This is a genomic window from Lysinibacillus sp. NPDC096212 (assembly GCF_044763105.1).
GTDB lineage: Bacteria > Bacillota > Bacilli > Bacillales_A > Planococcaceae > Lysinibacillus.
Genome location: NZ_JBIWFQ010000002.1, coordinates 181,615 through 199,543, shown reverse-complemented (window position 1 = coordinate 199,543; position 17,929 = coordinate 181,615). Strand labels below are relative to the sequence as shown.

The following is a 17,929-nucleotide window of genomic DNA, read 5'->3' as shown; positions in this document are numbered from 1 at the left end:
TTACAAATCATAGCATTTTTATTGGAATTTGTATGCAACTAAAAGTATGCCAATATTCAGTTTTGATATTAGCATACCTTTGATACTTATCGCACTATTCGTCTTTTGAATATAATAACTCGCGAAGCTTAATCATTATTCTTGTGCGTCTTTTTTTTACTGCGTCCACAGATAAACCTAGTTCTTTAGCTATTTCCAAGTAACTAAAACCTTCTACATAAAAAAGTAGTAGTATTTTTCTTTCTTCAAATTTTAAATGAGACATAATGCATTCTATAAGAACTGGACTGCTTTCACTCATTTTATGATCTCGAATATAATTTATCGTGTCATTATCCATAGGTGTATGAATATTTCCAAAACTCTTTTCCTTTGAAAGCTCTTTTAAAATTTCTCCTTTAACGGTTGTATAAATATAAGCAGAAAACAACCCTTTTGATTGATCCGCTTTACGCCAAGCCTCCCACACGGCTATGGATGCTATATGACGATAATACTCAAAATCTTTATAAATGCGGCACCTTAACAAAATCGACGTTATCATCGGTTGGACTAATTCTAATACTTCCTCAAACGGTTGCTCAGGCGATAACTGTTTATTATGCTGTGTTGTCATCCTATTGTCCTGTCGACTGTGCACAGTCCATTATTCCTAGGTGCCTTCATCTTAATTACTATATAAGGAGGTGTCGAACCGCTCTTTTGTCAATATGATCAGAAAGTTTTTATAAGTCCTTTTTAATATTTATACATAAAAACAGTATGATTTTTAAAAAATCATATCTTTTAACTGTCATACTATACATATTTCTTAAAAGGTTGGACAAAATTACTACTAAGGAGGCGAAATAGATGAATTTTCAAATAAGAGATGCGATTACGACAAACGTACATGGTCAATCAGCGGCTGAATTTAAGGATATTGTCGAAGATGCAATTAACCGTGGTGAAGAGCATTTACTTCCAGGGCTTGGTGTGTTTTTTGAAAAATGGTGGCAGCAATCTAGTCCTACTGAGCAGGATGCATTTGTTCAAAAACTTGAAAAAGCCTTTGCTCACTAATTTTTTATAGACAGTTCATTCCATTTCCAATAAATGCATGATAAAGTTTAACTTATCAGAAAATTAGGAGGGATTGGAATGACTGTTGCTGTAGAATTAATAGTAAATCAACTAAAAAAAGTTTTATCTGAAGAACAGGTGTCAACAAACGAAACGGTGCGACAGCTACATGGAAGGGACGAATCTCATCATACAATGAGCTTACCAGATATCGTTGTCTTTCCTCGTTCCACGGCCGATGTCAGTGCCATCTTAAAAATTGCGCATGCGGAACGTGTACCAGTCGTACCTTTTGGTGTTGGCTCAAGCTTGGAAGGAAATGCAATTCCCATTGCAAATGGCATTTCTATCGATTTCTCTGAAATGAATGCTATTTTAGAAATTCGACCAGATGACCTGCTTGTGAAAGTACAACCGGGTGTAACACGTGCTCAATTGAATAAAGAATTAAAAAAACATGGACTTCAATTCACAGTTGACCCTGGTGCTGATGCTACACTTGGTGGAATGGCAGCAACTAATGCCAGCGGGACAACAGCAGTGCGGTATGGTGTTATGCGCGATCAAGTACGAAATTTAGAGGTTGTACTCGCAGACGGTTCAGTCATTCATACCGGGAGCTTAGCAGCAAAATCCTCTTCTGGGTATCACTTGAATGGCCTTTTCATTGGCTCTGAAGGTACGCTAGGTTGCTTTACAGAATTAACTTTACAAGTCTATGGTATACCCGAATTTGTAACGGCGGGACGTGTAGTTTTTACGACAGTTGGCGATGCTGTCAGTGCAGTAACCGCATTGTTGCAAGCGGGTATTTCAATTGGCCGTGTTGAACTGGTCGATGAAGCCTCTATCAAACAAGCAAATATTTATAATGAAACATCCTATGATGAAAAACCAACACTGTTTTTAGAATTTCACGGAAATGAAGCAGGTATGCATGCCGATATAGAATTTGCTAAAGAAATTTTCGAGGACTTCGGCTGTCTTTCTGTTGAATTTGAACAAGACAATGCGGCACGTAATAAGCTCTGGGAGGCGCGCCATTCATTGGCCTATGCATATATCCATGCCTATCCAGGGAAAAAGCTTATGTCGACTGATGTTTGTGTGCCAATATCTATGCTTGCTGAATCCGTTTTATATGCTCGTGAACAGCTTGAGGATGTTGGTCTTGCAGGAGGAATTGTAGGTCATGTTGGAGACGGTAACTTCCATGCCTTGTTAATGTTAGATCCAAATGATGCTGAGGAGCAGGCAAAAGCAGACCGCTTCAATGAACATATTGTGCACTTTGCTTTACTGCGTGGTGGCACTTGTACCGGTGAACATGGTGTTGGTATTGGAAAAATGAAATATCAATCTACAGAGCACGGTACATCTCTATTAGTGATGAAGAGCATAAAGGCAGCGCTTGATCCACATAACATTATGAATCCAGGGAAAATTTTCAACATGTCATGAAAATACTTAAAAATAACACGATCTCGCCACCTACGGAGAGACCGTGTTTATTATTGTAGATTATCATAACGACTGTTACGCTCCGTACCAAGAGCACTTGGTATCATCGTTTCAACCAGATAATCGCCTTCTTCAAAGATAATTTTTTTCAATTCAATATTAAAAAATTCCTTCATCTTTGCTTCTGTCATCACTTCCTGTACGTTACCGTAAATGACCCCTTTTTCTTTTGCTGTCATTAAGACTCGATCTGCTAGATAAAATGCATGATTGGGATAATGGGTATTTATGATGCACGATATACCCCGTTCCTTTGATAAACGCTTAATAGTTTGTAAAATAACTATTTGTTTTTGAATATCCAAATGCGACTCTGGTTCATCTAAAATCAAAACTTCTGGCTCAGAAACAAGAGTTCTTGCAATTAAAGCTAACTGCAACTCACCACCGCTAATTTCATTGCATGATTTTTTAGCAAGATGTAAAATATCAATCGTCTTCAGTGCTTGATGAGCGGCTTCCAAATCCTTCGCAGATGGCTGAGCTAGCGTGCTAATATACGGAGCCCTTCCCATTACGACAAGCTCTTCTACTGAAAATCCAAATACCATTTTATGCGCTTGTGGTACATAACCAACACGTTTCCATAGTTCTTTACGATTTAATGTTGCAAGAGGTTTGTCGTCGATTAAAGTCTTTCCTTTTTTCCATTCAAGCAACCCTGTTATACATTTTAACATCGTCGTTTTCCCTGCTCCGTTCGGACCTAGAATCGCCATTATTTCACCAGGCTCCAATGAGAAATTGATGTCTTGTGCATATAAATCAGGTAATTTTTTTCTTCTTCTTTCATAATGATAATTACCGTTTACAACTTCAATTTTCATGCCCAGCCACCTCCTGAACGGCGTAATAAATAAGCAAAGAAAGGCGCTCCAATAATTGCTGTTAAAATAGATAAAGGTATTTCCGTTGCTGTTAATGAACGAGCTAAATCATCAATTATTAATAGATAAACACTACCAATAGCCACAGATACCGGTAATACTAATTGATTATTATTTCCGACAAGCATACGTGCAACATGTGGAATAATTAAACCAACCCAGCCAACAATACCAGCAACAGCTACGGATGCAGCTGTAATTAAAGTTGCACCGAAAATGACTAACCATTTTAAACGTGCAACTGGAATTCCCATTGACTTTGCTTCATCCTCAGGCAATGTTAAAATATTTAATCTCCAACGTAGTAAATACAGTAATATGATTCCAATTAAAATTAGCGGACCACCAATAAATAAATCCTTGTAGGTTGCCGTGCTAAGACTCCCCATTAACCAGTAAGTAATTGCCGGTAATTTTTCCTCCGGATCGGCCACAAATTTTGTTAACGAAATTAATGCATTAAAAAGTGCGGATGTCACAACACCAGCTAACACAAACATAAAAATAGGGGCATTCTTTTTTGCACCAGCAATTAAATACGTAAAACCAATCGCTCCTAATCCAAAGATAAGTGCCAATATTTGCGCATACATATTTTGACCAAATAATAATATCCCTAGTGAAGCTCCGAATCCCGCACCTGCAGAAACCCCTAAAATATCAGGGGATACTAATGGGTTTCCAAACATCCCTTGGAATCCCGCACCTGCAATAGATAAACCACCACCAATTAGTAAAGCTAGTAAAATTCTTGGCAAACGAATATTCAGAACTACAGTTTCTTCCATCTGCGTCCATGTCTGCTCGACAGTAATTACTTTAGAAGCCAGTATTTTAATGATCTGCTCTAAACCTACTTCAAATCGACCAATCCCAAGAGAAACGATTGCTACCAAAATCGGTAGCAACCATAAAAGCGCAATTTTCCATTTCTTCATAATTACAATCACCCTTAATATTTTGCTGCATCTGAAGAAGGATTTAAGATAGAATGGATTTCATCATCCGAAATATCAAATTCGTAGAAGTCCTTGTAATACGCTTTAATCTCATCTTCTATTTTATAATCAAATAATGTTGGATGATTTTTTTGTGCCATCCATTTTAGCATTAATGGCGCATCGCCACTTGGTGGGAACCAGCGATAAATACCTAATGGAATTTTATAAACTTTACCCTCTTGAACAGCCTTCACCTGACTCCAATCCTGCCCACTCACCTTATTTTCAAGTAAGTCCTCTGGCTGCGTTTCAGTAAAATTGGTGATATAAATGATATCTGGATTCCAAGCATAGATTTGCTCCATATTTACTTCTTTTCTTCCGTCCACATCATTTTCAGCTACATCTATAGCTCCAGTTGCATTAAGCCATTGGTTACCAAAGAAATTTCTACCACCGACAGTAATTGATTTATCATTATGCATATGTAAAATCATTGCTCGTGGCTTGTCCTGTGTGGCAACATCTTTCAATTTAGCATTTAGTTCTGACTGTACTTTTTCCCCTTCATCTAAGAAGCGGTCAGCACGATCAGTTGTTCCTGTTATTTGACTCGTTAAAGTCAACCAACTATTGAAAGTTGCTAGAGGTTCAGCAGCTGCTGCATCAATAGCTTTTACAGCAACAACAGGAATTCCTGCTTCAGAGATTTTGTTAATTGAATTCTCATCTGTTGCAATTTCTACGTAGAGCTGAGGATTTATTTTCATTAATTCTTCTACATTTACTTCTCCGTTTTGTACAAAGGATGTTTCTGCTTTTAAAACATCTGGTGAGATTTTTGCTAAAATTGAATTTTTCGCGGCATTATACGAATTCGGGTGCATGCCAACAATTTCTTTCGTTGAGTTTGTAGCGACATACCATGTAGAGAAATAAGGTAAAATCCCCCCTGTCACGACACGCTCAATTGTGCTTGGTACTGTTACTTCACGCCCAAGCTGATCCGTCACAATTTTTCCCTCTGCTGTAGTCTGAACCTCCGATTTTGAAGTTTCAGCAGATTGATTAGATGCTGATCCTCCATCTTGATTGCCACAAGCTGCAAGCATTGCGGTTAATGCTAGCGTTGCTAAATAACCATATTTTTTCATTTATTTTCTTCCTCTCTTAACCATTTCGCTATTCCATGTAAAAAGGGCTTCGACTGATCGATAAAACCAAGCCCAATATGAAACATTGGATCAAACGTTATGACAACTAATTCTCCGTTCCTTTCTATTCTTGTTCAATTGATAATGATTATCATTTTCATCTAAATACATATTACAGTATAGTGATAATGATTATCATTGTCAAACTAGTTTTATGTACTCCCTTTTGTTTCCAAGATATTAGTGGAATAATATCGCCGTTGAACATTACTCAAAGAGCATAAAATATTTTTTCAATATAATTTAGTACTTTACTTTTATTTTTGGAGGAATCAATATGAGTGTCCCAATTTCGATACTAAAACTAGACCCTGGACATGCTTTCGGTGTGAATGGTCGTATGCAAAAAGATACAGGTAATGAAGCAAAATTAATTGATCAATATGATTTTGCATACGCAAATCTAGAAGAAGTGGATGTTATTCTAATACCAAATTTTATTGATCAAGAATTTTTGTACAGTCAACGTGAGAAGATTGCTGCCTTTTTGGAAGAAAAGAAAATCGTAGTGTATTGTGGCCATCTATTTGGCGAATGGCTACCAGGTTGCGGTCCATTCATGCCACAGCTTATTCGTAATTATAAAGACTATGAGGTTTTTCCAACTGCAAATTCAGCTATTTTTCAGGATGTAACTACTGAAGATATGACATTTAAAAAAGGTGTTGCTGGCTTTTTTGCACGTGGTTTTCATCACGCACCAGACGATGCAGAATTATTACTTACTTTTTCAAACGGTAGAGCCGTTACATATGTAGACCGCACTACAACAAAAGGTACTATTTTAGTCCATGCAGGACGGGATTTACTAGGCTATGCTAATGAAAATAAATCAACTGACCGTATTCGCCCACAATTTTTAACATGGCTCGAAGCAGAGGTACAATCATTAAAGGAGGGCACAGAACAATGAGAAGAATCGGTGTTATATATAGTGGTAATGAGTCACATTATCGTACATTTCATGAACCAAAATTCAATCAATATATTAAAAAATTAATTTATCACCCTGATTTCCTAGAAACGGACATCGACGACTTAGATGTGCTTATTGTTCCCTCTCAATTAAACAACAAACTTTTACTCGCTAGCGTTTCAAAAATACATTCGTTTGCTGAAAAAGGTGGAATTGTAGTTGCATTTGGACCACAGCCATGGAATTGGCTACCTGCACAACAGTGGGAAGAGCGACTAACAAATTTTTGGTGGTGGCTTGAAAAAGATGCTTCAAGTGGTCTAGTATTACAAAAATCAGAACACCCTCTGTTTAACGGATATTTAACACTTGCTGACTGCACATGGCATCAACATGGAGTTTTTTGGCCTCCTGAGAATGCAGATATTTTAGTAACAACGGAAGATGGTGGTGCAGTTTTGTATATTGATACTGACTCTACCGCCGGAACTTGGATCATTACGACATTAGATCCTGATTTCCATTTCGGCTCTTACTTTATGCCAGCAACTGAGCGATTCCTTGAAGGTTTTTTCCCATACTTAGCCTTCGGAAAAATTTCATAAGCTCTGATTTAAAGACAAATGCCATAGAAAGGGCGGAAAAACCCTTTTCCTATGGCATTAAAAATTTAACGGGAAATTATGCTTAATAGACCCCATACTATTCTTTATTTAAAAATCATAGCGGAAGCTTTTTACTAGCTTATCTCCTTTATAAAATTCCTTTGATTCATCTCTTACAAAGCCTAGAGATAAGTAAAGATTAATAGCAGCCTGCATAATATCACCTGAGTGCAAATATAATGCTTGATCCTGACGATTGCGTGCAAAGGCGAAGCTTTCGTGCAATAATTTTTTAGCAACACCTAGCCCTCTTCCTTTAGGATGCACGCCAAGCAAGCGCACAATGGTAGACTGTATGTTAAGCTCTGGCAAACCGTATGCTTTTTCAGCATCAGTAAATAATTGCAGTCCTCCTAAAATTTCATCGCCACGCTTTGCCACTAAAATTGTTTCTGCATTAGGATTACCAACAGATGCCCGAATATCACTTAAGTATGAAGCCCAGTTCTCTGGGTTTTCATATTCTTTTTCATATTGTGCATAACTTTCTACTAGGACTTCTAAATACCTTGCATAGTCTTCCTCTTTCAAATGTTCAATCACTATTTCAGCTACTGTCATCGTTCTATCCCCTTTCTATATAAACAACTCTATTTAAATGCCGCCCCTACTATAGGCAGTTACTCTTTTTTCGATACGATGTGCCAGCCATTCAACGATAGCTGAAACACCCCAATAAATTAGCCCGACAGCGATAAATGCCTCCAAAAACTTTAAATTAATAGAAGCAACGATATTCGCAACTCCTGTTAACTCTTTAACGGATAGGAAAAAAGCTAGTGACGTAGCATGTAAGAAACCGATAAAGACATTTGTGAAGTTAGGAATGGATTTACTAAATGCTTGCGGTAAAATATAGCGTCGCATCGCCTGTGAAAATGTTAAACCGACTGCATAAGCTGCCTCTAGCTGTCCCTTAGGCACACTTAAAATACCGGACCGAATTATTTCGGAGGCATATGCTCCTGCACTTAGCGTCAAAGCCAAAATAACAAAAAATAAAATAGGGATAGAGCTTGATTGATACTCTATCTTGAAAGCTTTTGCAATGACATCAACAACAATTGGTATTCCAAAATAAATAAGCATAATATGCATAATGATTGGTGTTCCTCTAAAAAAAGATACGTAAAAATTCAGCAATGGTGCGAGAATTTTTGTTTGTTGTATCCGCACAAAAGCAACAATTATGCCGATTAATATGCCCAATAAGACAGGCGTAACTGCCATGAACAAAGTTAACGGCAATACTTTACTAATTTCTATTAAAGCTTCAAAAATAAAAGCAAAATCTATCGTCATAGCATATCCCCCTAGCTAGATGTAGCTTCCTTTGGCATATATCGATTAAGATATCGTTCATTGCGTTTTAAACCCTTTTCTACCAGCATAACAATGACATAATAAACGATGGACAACGCCAAATAAATCTCCAGCGCCCTTGTCGTTGAAGCGATAAGAGTTTCTCCACGTCCCACCATATCCATGACACCAATTGAAAATGCTAAAGAGGTATCCTTTAATGAACTAATCATCGTATTTGTCATATTTGGAAAGGCGACACGAATCGCCTGAGGGAGAACAATACGTAGAAAGGACTGTATTCCATTTAATCCAACTGAATAAGCTGCCTCCATTTGTCCACGATCAACCGTTAAAATAGCTGCTCTAAAAATCTCAGCAAACGATGCAGCATTGCTCAACGTATAAGTAATAATTACAAAATACATAGCATCCATTCTTGTTACATCAATATGCACAAGCTTTAATAACGCTGGTATACCATAAAACACTAAAAACAATTGCACTAAAATCGGCGTACCTCGAATAAACGAAATATAAATCGTTATGATTTGCTTCAAAACTGGTATGTGTAGCAGCTTTGGTATAGCAATCACTATACCAAGCAGCATACCAAAAAAGATTGCGAACACTAAAATTTCGAGTGTTACTGGTAAATACTGAAGCAATATTGGAAGTACTTTTGCGATTAGCGTGAAGTCAAAGTCATTAGCCATACTTCCTTCTCCCTCTCCTATTTCGTTTAGAAATCTACCGTATAATCGCCACCAAGCCATTTCTTACTTAGCTTACTAATGACGCCTTCTGCCCTTAATTCTCGAATAGCATCATCAAGTCGCTCCTGTAAGACAACCTCGTCTTTATTTAATAAGAAGTAAACTTTTGAATTTAATAAAGCATCTCCTACAACCTTCTCCTGTGCTTTATTGCTTTCGTTATAGTACTTCACTGCAAATGGTGTTGTAATGATTGCCTCGATTCGCCCTGTCGCAAGTTGATTGTGAACATCAACTGAGCCGGACGAATAGATAATATTAGCGCCTAATTTGTGTTCCTTATTGTATTTCTCTATATAGACAGCAGAGTTACTAGTTGGTGAAACACTAACGTTTTTCCCCTTCAAATCATCAATGGATTGAATAGAATCGTTTTTTGCATTGACTGTTACTTTTAATGGGAATACATTATAAGGCTCCTTATTAAAGAGGAATTTCTCCTCTCGTTCACTATTGACTTCCATTTGATGGGCAACAAAATCAATCTTCCTTGTCTCTAAACTTAGTAATAAATTTGAAAATTCCATTGTTTTAAATTCAAACTCATATTCTGGTAGCTTCTCATCGATAGCGCGAACAAGCTCCACATCATAACCGGTTAAATTCCCCTTGTCATCAATGAAGCAGATATTTGGAAATTGAGTACCGGTACCGACAACAATTTTTTGAACTCCCTTTCCACCTAGTGCTGCATTATTCTCACTAGCATCCCCTTCGGACTTTTCAGAACTACAAGCTGTTAAAAGTAAAGCTAACAGCAATAGTAAATAACATGATAATTTTTTCATAGAAATTCCCTCTCTTCTTATGCGTGCGACGGTATATCAACGGCAAGTGCTGTTTTTAAATGCTCCAGTCCAATTTCTGTTACTGCTTTAAAGATGCCATTTGATCCAATTTCGACAACCGGAACATAGCGGACACCATATTTTGTTTCAAGGATGTCACGGAACGCGTCATTATGTGTTACATCCACTGTTTTGTAAGAAAAACCTTGTTGTTGTAAATATGTTTTCACTTCATCACAATAACTACAGCCTTGCTTTGACCAAACAATTACATCTATATTTTTTGCCATGTTTATTTCCTCCTTAGCTAACCGCTTCTTTTTGTTGTAAATGTAAATTCAATGGACTTAATAGCTCAAATGATCGTTCCCGTTCAAATTCCTTCAACACAGGCGTATGCAAAATAAACTCATCAATTTGATAACGTATATGGTAATCATCTAATATCGTTTTAATATCATCCGGAGTCCCATATAAAATATCTGCATCATATTGCTTCACCACATATGACTCTCCAGATTCCTGACCAAATTTCTCTGCTAGCTCTACCGATTGTAATGTTAGGCTTCTGCCACTCGCTAAATGCACCTTCGTAATTTTTTGATCACCAATAAGCTCTTTTGCCTCCTCTTTTGTAGGGGCTGCAAGGGCTGCGATGGAGACGGCAAAATGACCGTTTGGATGATGCTTGCGATAAGCTGTAGCTGCTTGTGCTAATACATCATTATCACTATTAATAAATCGCGCAAAGACGAACGCAATGCCTAGTGTGCCTGCAAGAGCGGCACTTTGTGGACTTGCCCCAAGTAAAAATAACGCTGGCTTTATCTTTGGAATCGGCGTTGCCTGTACTCCATATAACTCGTGCTCTGCTGGTATTGTTTGCTTAATTAATTGCTGTAAAAATGTTAATCTTTCCTCAAAATCTTCGCCTTGATTGAGCGTGCCATATTGCAACGCCTTCGTAGAAAGAGGTAAACCGCCCGGTGCTTTTCCTATGCCTAAATCAACTCGTCCTGGTTCCAACGATGCGAGAACGTGGAAATTTTCTGCTACCTTGTAAGGGCTGTAATGTTGTAGCATCACTCCACCCGATCCAATATTGATAGATTTAGTTTTAGCAAGTAGATAAGATACTAATACTTCTGGAGATGACCCCGCTAATGTATCTGTATTATGGTGCTCTGACACCCAAAAACGTGAGTAGCCCAATTGCTCTGCTTTTTGTGCTAGAGCCACTGTTTTTTGTAAGGTCTTCTCATTCGTTGCGTCCTCAATAATAGGACTTTGATCTAATATACCTAATGAATAGCTCATACATTGCCTCCTTAAATACATTTATTCATATACATTTACTAGGTTTTCAGACAGACTGTTTGACATAACGGCTTTCTTTAAATGGTAAACCTAAGTTACCACGTAATGTGTCAGCCTCATATTCTTCACGGTATAACCCTCTTGCTTGTAAAATCGGCACAACCTTGTCTACAAAATCATCCAGTGCTCCAGGTACAGTAACGCCTATAATAAAGCCATCAGCCGCCTCTTGCTCAAACCATTCCTGCACGAGGTCAGCAACATGCTCTGCTGTACCAAAGAATGCTGTTTTTGGGGTTGCCTCACGTAACGCTACTTGTCGCAATGTTAGCCCTTCTTGTTTGGCATATTTTTTAATATAATCAGTCGTACTTCTAAAGCTGTTTGCTCCAATATCACCAAGCTCTGGGAACGGAGCATCTACATCATATTGTGAAAAATCATGATGATCGAAATATCGACCTAGATAAGCAAGTGCGCGCTCTATCGAAACAAGCTCAACGATTTCCTGATACTTCGCTTCCGCTTCCTCGAGCGTATCGCCAATAATCGGAGAGATTCCTGGAAAAATTTTAACTTCATCTGGATTGCGTCCAAATGTCGCAACCTCAGTCTTCACCCTTTTATAAAATTTCTGTGACTCTTCTAACGATGCACCATGTGTAAAAATTGCATCTGCATCCTTTGCCGCTAATCGAATACCTGGATCTGAAGAACCTGCTTGGAAAATAACAGGCTGCCCCTGCTTAGAACGTGCAATATTTAGCGGACCTTGTACTGAAAAATAATTGCCCTTATGATTTAGTGTGTGCAGCTTATCAGGATCGAAAAATACATCATTTTCTACATCGGCAATGAAAGCATCATCTTCCCATGAATCCCACAAGCCCTTTGCCACTTCTAAATATTCTTCAGCAATTTGATAGCGCTCTGCGTGGCTAGGATGCTGTTCAATTGTTTTATTATAGTTCAAGGCAGTGCTTTCTAATGGTGTCGTGACGACATTCCATCCTGCACGGCCCCCGCTAATATGATCTAAAGAGGCAAATTGGCGTGCAACTGTAAATGGTTCGCTATAAGAGGTTGATACAGTACCTACTAACCCGATGTTTTTAGTTGCTACTGCTAGCGCCGAAAGAATTGTAATTGGCTCAAAACGATTTAAAAAATGAGGAATAGATTTTTCATTGATGAATAAACCATCTGCAATAAAAGCAACATCAAATTTCCCCTGCTCAGCCTTTTGTGCTTGCTGAATATAAAAAGGCAAACTTACACTTTGATTGCTAGCCACCTTAGGATGACGCCAACCTGAAATATTGCCACCTACACCATGAATAATAGCCCCGAATCGAATTTTGTCCTGTCTCACCATATTTGTTCCTCCTCAAATCTTATTTTTACTAAACATAGTGGTTAAGTATGTTTTATGATTAAAAAAATATTTTATTTATGGTTGCGCATAGATAAAATAGGATTGAGGAAGATAATACAGTTCATTTATACAATTTGCAATAGGCTACATAATAGAAAAAAATTTACTGTCTTATAAAATATTTTATCAATTCGAATTTTCTTGAATACTTTCATATTGTATAGCAGTTTCTTGTAATGTTTTCCAAAAGGCTGGCGCCAGCGTCGCTTTATTTTTATACGTTAAAAAAATGTGTTGATTCATATCAAGTAAATACTTCACATCAATCTCAACAAATTCCCCACTTTCAAGCTCCTTTTTTACACAGAGATGTGGTAAGAAGCTCATATATTCTCTCGTACGAATAAATTCTTTCGCTACCTCTAAATGATCCGTTCGCACTTCAATATTTGCAGATACGCCCTCTACCTCAAACATTTTATGCACATAATTCCAATCAAAAGCCCCACATTCAAAAAACACCATTTTCTGCTGTGCCAGATCCTTTGCTTTCATTAGATTTTGTTGTATAAATGGGTGCTCACGATGCATCACAAGCTTAACAGCATTACTTAATAATAGCTCATTGCAAATTCCTTCCTTATGCACGTATTGAACAAGACCAAGATGGATTTGATGACTTTGCAATTTCTCTAAAATCACTGCTGTTGAACCTGTGATAATCTGAAAGCGCAAATGAGGAAACTTCTTCTTCCATTTAGGCAATGCGTAAGCTAAAAAATATTGTGCTGTGACTCCATTTGTACCAATGCACACCTCATCAGACTCCTTCGTTTCCTCTAATTGTTTCTTTCCTTGTTCGAAGGTTTGCACAATCTGTGTCGCAAACGGTACAAAATCCTTGCCTTTATCCGATAATATTACACTTCGTCCATCACGATGAAATAACTCTACATTCAACTCTCGCTCCAATGATTTAATACGTGCCGTCACAGTTGGTTGAGATAAAAACAATGCATTTGCTGCCTTATGAATACTTTTATAATGCACTACATATAAAAACGCTTCGATATGGTCAATGTTCATCTGAAGCCCTCCACAAATTACTTATTTATCCTATTATATAGATAATTGTTTTAATTCTCTATATAAGATTGGAAAACTAGGTATTATATTTTCAAAAAAAAGCAACCTAGCGCCTCCCAGGTTACTTTATTATGTAGCGATGTGGTCATCCATCTTGATAACATACATCACGTCGTGGCTTACATCCCTCTGTCTGCAACCACTGTTATATTATTCATATTGGCACCCTCTGTTGCCAATTTGAACTCTCTCTATATAGTATTTCTCAACTGAGAAGCACAATACTTCAAAACATTTGTAGCTGACGCTTTGCTTTCGCTACAGAAAACACTTTTGCTGAAAGAAGTTAAGCTAGAATTGAGGCTAGCACCGCTTTTTGTGCATGAAGTCTATTTTCTGCTTGCTCAAAGATGTAGGAATTTGGACCATCAATAACAGATGATGCTACTTCTTCTTCACGATGAGCTGGTAAACAATGCAGGAACATATAATTCGGTTTTGCATATGCGACAAGTTCATCATTAATTTGATAACCTGCAAAATCTTCTAGGCGTTTTGCAGTTTCTTCTTCTTGCCCCATCGACGTCCATACATCTGCATACACTACATCCGCGTTTATAACCGCATCTATAGGATCGTTTGTAATAATAATTGTACTACCATTTGCTGCTGCGATAGCCTGTGCTTTTGCGATCACCTCTGCATCACATTCATAGCCAACTGGTGTTGCCACCGCCACATTCATTCCTACATGAGCAGAAGCGACTACTAATGAGTTCGCCACGTTGTTGCCATCTCCAACATATGCAATTTTTAATCCTTTTAGATGACCTTTATTTTCAGCGATTGTTTCTAAATCCGCTAAAGCTTGACATGGGTGATAAATATCCGTTAAGCCATTGATTACCGGTATAGATGCATGCTCTGCAAGCTCCTTTACCATTGCATGTGAGTTCGCGCGAATCATAATACCATCTAAATAACCTGATAACACATGTGCTGTATCATAAATCGATTCACCACGACCAATCTGCAAATCACGTGCATGCATAAACATACCTTTTCCACCTAATTGGTTCATACCTACTTCAAACGAAATACGAGTACGAGTTGAATGTTTCTCAAAAATCATGCCGAGTGTCTTACCTTCTAGTAGCTTCGGACATTTCCCTTCTTTAGTAATCATTTTCAACTGTATCGCTAATTCAACTAACTGTTGAACCTCTTCACTTGTGTAGTCTAGTAAGGTTAATAGGTCCTTACCTTTTAAACTAGACACTAACTTTAACTGTACTTCCTCGAGTAATTTCATAGCCTTCTCTCCTTGTTTAGTTGCTGTTGGGCTTAGTATAACAAATGCATAAATATAAAATCAACTGAATTTTTATGTTTATTTTAAAAAGTTAGAATTTTATCTTTAAATATGACAAAAATACGAATTATCTAATATTTATGCATATTTTCAATAATTCAACTCCAATCGCACATTTAAGAGAATTGCATTATTGGTAATAATTAATATATATTAGTTATTTAGATGGCCAAATACACAAATAAGGACTTGTTGCATCTTGTTAAAGAAATGAAACAAGTTGGATCGAAACGAATTTAACTTCTAAACAAGCAATATTTTTAAATCTTCTCAGACGAACAGCCGAATTAGCAAAGTTAATTGGGACATCCACGGGCGCTGTTGGCCAATTAGTAAATTAGAACAATGCATAAAAAGGATCGTAAAGAGGTTATTATAGAGCTAGATGAACGAGGACATCTTATTTAAGCAGGAGGAAATTGAGCTTGTCATTATACAAAGCTCAATAGAGAGGACTTGTTACAATTAAAATACATACTTTTGAAATTACATTCTATTATTTCAGAGGAGCAGGAAAAAAATAAGCGTTCTTAATGGAGGTATTATTGTGGATTTACACGATTTAAAAAAGGACATATTTAAAATTGCTTTTCCCTATATAAAAACCCGTCCAAATGTTGCTTTATCCATTGGTATCATTTCTCAAGACCAAGAAGCTACTTTTACTTTCGGTGGATCGAATTTTATGCTGGAAGAAAAGCCTTATATATATGAAGTTGGGTCAATTTCTAAAGTTTTTACTACATCCATATTAGGGGAAATGATTCAGGAGGGAAAAGTACATGTAGAAGATTCTATTGGCAAATACTTTTCTGAAATTCCCGACAATCACCCTGTCACACTCAAACGTTTAGCAAACCATACTTCTGGACTACCGGGATTAGGTGTGCTGAAGAACATTTCCAATCTTTTTGACGCACAAACACCCCGCGATCCTTTTTGTCAATATTCACTGGACGAGACTATTCATTATTTTAAAACGCACACATACGAGCCAAAAGTTAAATTCAGATATTCTAATGTAGGAATGGGGCTTTTAGGATACATTTTAGCCGATACACTGCACACTGATTTTGAAACAGCTATTAAACAAAGATTAACAGATCCTTTAGATATGCCAAATACATTTATCTCTATCCCTTCTGATCAGGCAGAGGCAGTATTGCAAGGCTACACGATTCTTGGACATAAGAAGCCTCCGCTCCAAATGAATGACTTTATGGCGGCAGGGGCAGTCCGTTCAACTGTCAATGATCTTTTGAAATTTATGAAAGTACATTTAAGTGATGAAAATTTAGGTTATTCATTATCACATCAAGCTACTGAAACCTTTTCGGAACATATGGGTATTGGTCTAGGATGGCTTCTTGAGGACAATATCATTTGGCATAACGGTTCGACGAAAGCTTTCTCTTGTTATCTAGGATTTGATAAAACACAACAAACAGGCGTCGTTGTTTTATCTAATTACCGCTCTCCTATATTGGCGACAAACCCTGGGCAAATCGGTAAAGAGATATTACAGCTTTTACAAAATAAATAGATTTTATTTTTATCGAGGGATAATGTGAATTTACCGCTAAAAGTTTTGGACTTATCACCTAACTTTTTAAATTTATCGACATAAAGCCCCCAAACATTTAGTTTGAGGGCTATTTTTATAATCATTGTATAGAAATTTTTCTGCATAGAGCTGTGTTTTTTTGTTGGATAGACTTCTAAGGCATTTTAGGGGTTTCTCTGTAACAATCATTCTTTCTAGTTATCCATACACATTTCAATATTTGCAAATATGTTACACTTTATCAAACACTGATATTCAGTTATTTAACTAACAAAACAAGTTATTTTTTAAAATTATTTTATTATTGAGGAGGGGGATGAAGCTTGTTTTTTGTTCAAATGTCAGGTTTTCCTGGTTCCGGCAAGTCTACTCTTTCACGTGAAATTGCTAAAAGAACAGGGAGTATTATCATTGATCACGATATAGTAAAATCAGCACTATTAAATTCTATTGATGAAGGTTCAATCGATGGAAAGCTCGCAGGTAAGATTTCATATAATATTGATTGGAGCTTAGTTGACTTTCATTTATCACAAGGACAAAATGTAATACTTGATAGTCCATGTCTATATGAGGAATTGGTTGATAAAGGAACAAAACTGTCAGCTAAATATAATATTAAGTATAAGTATATTGAGTGTTATCTTGATGACTTCGAGAAGATAAATTATAGATTGAAAAATCGTGAAAGAATGGTTAGTCAAATAGGAGAAATAAAATCAGAAGCCGTTTTTATACATACGCTTCAAAGTAGCAAAAAGCCCTCAAACTATAAGTGTATTACTGTGAATACAGGGCAACCATTGGAAAACTATTTACAAGAAGTAATGGATTATATAAATAACTGATTCCTCTTATGCACATCTTTGAGACTCCCACCCCTAAAGGGACAAGCTGACTAATGTCAGTGGGATTCCTGAGTAACTATGCGTTCGCAGTCCATTTCTGTTTTGAACAGTTCTCAAGATTGGGGTATCCCATTACCCCTCCCTATCCAGTGCATATAGCAGATAGGGCTACACCCTGCATAGGCTTTCTCGTTCGGAAAATCTGTAATTTATACGGCCTATGTATTGAATCTAATGATTATCCTTACTTCCTTCGCCAATTCATGATTTTCTATGTTACAATTTACCATAAATA

The 17,929-nt window shown here is 37.1% G+C and carries 19 protein-coding genes; 6 read left to right on the top strand and 13 right to left on the bottom strand.

Going from position 1 to position 17,929, the window contains the following annotated elements:
* Positions 1 to 94 precede the first annotated feature (94 nt).
* Complete coding sequence (locus ACIQ7T_RS02655; protein ID WP_370075605.1) at positions 95 to 616, bottom strand: sigma-70 family RNA polymerase sigma factor; 522 nt, start codon at positions 614 to 616, stop codon at positions 95 to 97.
* 236 nt (positions 617 to 852) lie between these two features.
* Between ACIQ7T_RS02655 and sspI the strand changes: the two genes are divergently transcribed.
* Together sspI and ACIQ7T_RS02645 are read left to right on the top strand one after the other, a co-directional pair.
* Positions 853 to 1,062 carry a small acid-soluble spore protein SspI gene (sspI, locus tag ACIQ7T_RS02650; RefSeq protein ID WP_370075607.1) on the top strand — a complete coding sequence of 70 codons (210 nt, stop codon included), beginning with the start codon at positions 853 to 855 and terminating at the stop codon, positions 1,060 to 1,062.
* A 78-nt stretch (positions 1,063 to 1,140) separates the two neighbouring features.
* A complete protein-coding gene (locus ACIQ7T_RS02645) occupies positions 1,141 to 2,523 on the top strand; it encodes an FAD-binding oxidoreductase (protein ID WP_402868429.1) in 1,383 nt (460 codons plus the stop codon).
* Between the two features lie 50 nt (positions 2,524 to 2,573).
* Here ACIQ7T_RS02645 and ACIQ7T_RS02640 read toward each other — a convergent pair whose 3' ends face one another.
* The 3 genes from ACIQ7T_RS02640 to ACIQ7T_RS02630 are packed head-to-tail and all read right to left on the bottom strand — an operon-like array spanning position 2,574 to position 5,565.
* The gene (locus tag ACIQ7T_RS02640; protein WP_402868427.1) at positions 2,574 to 3,410 is read right to left on the bottom strand and encodes an ABC transporter ATP-binding protein; all 837 of its coding nucleotides are present in this window, start codon (positions 3,408 to 3,410) and stop codon (positions 2,574 to 2,576) included.
* Positions 3,407 to 4,408: a FecCD family ABC transporter permease gene (locus ACIQ7T_RS02635; RefSeq protein WP_402868425.1), complete on the bottom strand. Its 1,002-nt coding sequence runs from the start codon at positions 4,406 to 4,408 to the stop codon at positions 3,407 to 3,409. The genes ACIQ7T_RS02640 and ACIQ7T_RS02635 overlap by 4 nt, the downstream gene beginning before the upstream one ends.
* A 14-nt stretch (positions 4,409 to 4,422) precedes the next feature.
* The gene (locus ACIQ7T_RS02630) at positions 4,423 to 5,565 is read right to left on the bottom strand and encodes an ABC transporter substrate-binding protein (protein WP_370075615.1); all 1,143 of its coding nucleotides are present in this window, start codon (positions 5,563 to 5,565) and stop codon (positions 4,423 to 4,425) included.
* Positions 5,566 to 5,902: 337 nt separating this feature from the next.
* On the opposite strand from ACIQ7T_RS02630, the gene ACIQ7T_RS02625 reads away from it, so the two are divergent.
* Together ACIQ7T_RS02625 and ACIQ7T_RS02620 are read left to right on the top strand one after the other, a co-directional pair.
* Complete coding sequence (locus ACIQ7T_RS02625; RefSeq protein WP_402868423.1) at positions 5,903 to 6,538, top strand: hypothetical protein; 636 nt, start codon at positions 5,903 to 5,905, stop codon at positions 6,536 to 6,538.
* The gene (locus ACIQ7T_RS02620; RefSeq protein ID WP_370075619.1) at positions 6,535 to 7,146 is read left to right on the top strand and encodes a hypothetical protein; all 612 of its coding nucleotides are present in this window, start codon (positions 6,535 to 6,537) and stop codon (positions 7,144 to 7,146) included. Before ACIQ7T_RS02625 ends, ACIQ7T_RS02620 begins: the two co-directional genes overlap by 4 nt.
* Before the next feature lie 108 nt (positions 7,147 to 7,254).
* Here the strand turns inward: ACIQ7T_RS02620 and ACIQ7T_RS02615 are convergent, their stop codons facing one another.
* From ACIQ7T_RS02615 to argF, 9 genes are all read right to left on the bottom strand, one after another.
* Complete coding sequence (locus ACIQ7T_RS02615) at positions 7,255 to 7,767, bottom strand: GNAT family N-acetyltransferase (RefSeq protein WP_370075621.1); 513 nt, start codon at positions 7,765 to 7,767, stop codon at positions 7,255 to 7,257.
* A gap of 33 nt (positions 7,768 to 7,800) precedes the next feature.
* Entirely contained in the window at positions 7,801 to 8,508 is a 708-nt protein-coding gene (locus ACIQ7T_RS02610) for an amino acid ABC transporter permease (protein WP_370075622.1), read from the bottom strand.
* Between the two features lie 11 nt (positions 8,509 to 8,519).
* Entirely contained in the window at positions 8,520 to 9,224 is a 705-nt protein-coding gene (locus tag ACIQ7T_RS02605) for an amino acid ABC transporter permease (protein ID WP_370075623.1), read from the bottom strand.
* A 26-nt stretch (positions 9,225 to 9,250) separates the two neighbouring features.
* Entirely contained in the window at positions 9,251 to 10,072 is an 822-nt protein-coding gene (locus ACIQ7T_RS02600) for a transporter substrate-binding domain-containing protein (RefSeq protein WP_402868420.1), read from the bottom strand.
* Between the two features lie 17 nt (positions 10,073 to 10,089).
* The gene (locus ACIQ7T_RS02595) at positions 10,090 to 10,362 is read right to left on the bottom strand and encodes a glutaredoxin family protein (protein ID WP_402868418.1); all 273 of its coding nucleotides are present in this window, start codon (positions 10,360 to 10,362) and stop codon (positions 10,090 to 10,092) included.
* A gap of 13 nt (positions 10,363 to 10,375) precedes the next feature.
* Complete coding sequence (locus ACIQ7T_RS02590; RefSeq protein WP_402868416.1) at positions 10,376 to 11,389, bottom strand: LLM class flavin-dependent oxidoreductase; 1,014 nt, start codon at positions 11,387 to 11,389, stop codon at positions 10,376 to 10,378.
* 46 nt (positions 11,390 to 11,435) lie between these two features.
* On the bottom strand, positions 11,436 to 12,764 hold the full coding sequence (locus ACIQ7T_RS02585; RefSeq protein ID WP_370075627.1) for an LLM class flavin-dependent oxidoreductase: 1,329 nt from the start codon (positions 12,762 to 12,764) through the stop codon (positions 11,436 to 11,438).
* A 186-nt stretch (positions 12,765 to 12,950) separates the two neighbouring features.
* Positions 12,951 to 13,850, bottom strand: coding sequence for a LysR family transcriptional regulator (locus ACIQ7T_RS02580; protein ID WP_402868414.1), 900 nt, complete (start codon positions 13,848 to 13,850; stop codon positions 12,951 to 12,953).
* A gap of 346 nt (positions 13,851 to 14,196) precedes the next feature.
* A complete protein-coding gene (gene argF, locus ACIQ7T_RS02575; protein WP_402868412.1) occupies positions 14,197 to 15,162 on the bottom strand; it encodes an ornithine carbamoyltransferase in 966 nt (321 codons plus the stop codon).
* 607 nt (positions 15,163 to 15,769) lie between these two features.
* On the opposite strand from argF, the gene ACIQ7T_RS02570 reads away from it, so the two are divergent.
* Positions 15,770 to 16,765, top strand: a complete 996-nt coding sequence (locus tag ACIQ7T_RS02570; protein WP_402868410.1) for a serine hydrolase domain-containing protein — start codon at positions 15,770 to 15,772, stop codon at positions 16,763 to 16,765.
* 344 nt (positions 16,766 to 17,109) lie between these two features.
* Entirely contained in the window at positions 17,110 to 17,634 is a 525-nt protein-coding gene (locus ACIQ7T_RS02565) for a P-loop nucleotide/nucleoside kinase family protein (protein ID WP_402868409.1), read from the top strand.
* The last annotated feature ends 295 nt before the right edge of the window (positions 17,635 to 17,929 follow it).

Coding starts and splice junctions, on each gene's coding strand:
- ACIQ7T_RS02655 (WP_370075605.1), bottom strand. CDS start 616: ATGACAACACAGCATAATAAACAGTTATCGCCTGAGCAACCGTTTGAG.
- ACIQ7T_RS02590 (WP_402868416.1), bottom strand. CDS start 11,389: ATGAGCTATTCATTAGGTATATTAGATCAAAGTCCTATTATTGAGGAC.
- ACIQ7T_RS02615 (WP_370075621.1), bottom strand. CDS start 7,767: ATGACAGTAGCTGAAATAGTGATTGAACATTTGAAAGAGGAAGACTAT.
- ACIQ7T_RS02610 (WP_370075622.1), bottom strand. CDS start 8,508: ATGACGATAGATTTTGCTTTTATTTTTGAAGCTTTAATAGAAATTAGT.
- ACIQ7T_RS02595 (WP_402868418.1), bottom strand. CDS start 10,362: ATGGCAAAAAATATAGATGTAATTGTTTGGTCAAAGCAAGGCTGTAGT.
- ACIQ7T_RS02585 (WP_370075627.1), bottom strand. CDS start 12,764: ATGGTGAGACAGGACAAAATTCGATTCGGGGCTATTATTCATGGTGTA.
- argF (WP_402868412.1), bottom strand. CDS start 15,162: ATGAAATTACTCGAGGAAGTACAGTTAAAGTTAGTGTCTAGTTTAAAA.
- ACIQ7T_RS02620 (WP_370075619.1), top strand. CDS start 6,535: ATGAGAAGAATCGGTGTTATATATAGTGGTAATGAGTCACATTATCGT.
- ACIQ7T_RS02580 (WP_402868414.1), bottom strand. CDS start 13,850: ATGAACATTGACCATATCGAAGCGTTTTTATATGTAGTGCATTATAAA.
- ACIQ7T_RS02645 (WP_402868429.1), top strand. CDS start 1,141: ATGACTGTTGCTGTAGAATTAATAGTAAATCAACTAAAAAAAGTTTTA.
- ACIQ7T_RS02600 (WP_402868420.1), bottom strand. CDS start 10,072: ATGAAAAAATTATCATGTTATTTACTATTGCTGTTAGCTTTACTTTTA.
- ACIQ7T_RS02625 (WP_402868423.1), top strand. CDS start 5,903: ATGAGTGTCCCAATTTCGATACTAAAACTAGACCCTGGACATGCTTTC.
- ACIQ7T_RS02640 (WP_402868427.1), bottom strand. CDS start 3,410: ATGAAAATTGAAGTTGTAAACGGTAATTATCATTATGAAAGAAGAAGA.
- ACIQ7T_RS02630 (WP_370075615.1), bottom strand. CDS start 5,565: ATGAAAAAATATGGTTATTTAGCAACGCTAGCATTAACCGCAATGCTT.
- sspI (WP_370075607.1), top strand. CDS start 853: ATGAATTTTCAAATAAGAGATGCGATTACGACAAACGTACATGGTCAA.
- ACIQ7T_RS02635 (WP_402868425.1), bottom strand. CDS start 4,408: ATGAAGAAATGGAAAATTGCGCTTTTATGGTTGCTACCGATTTTGGTA.
- ACIQ7T_RS02605 (WP_370075623.1), bottom strand. CDS start 9,224: ATGGCTAATGACTTTGACTTCACGCTAATCGCAAAAGTACTTCCAATA.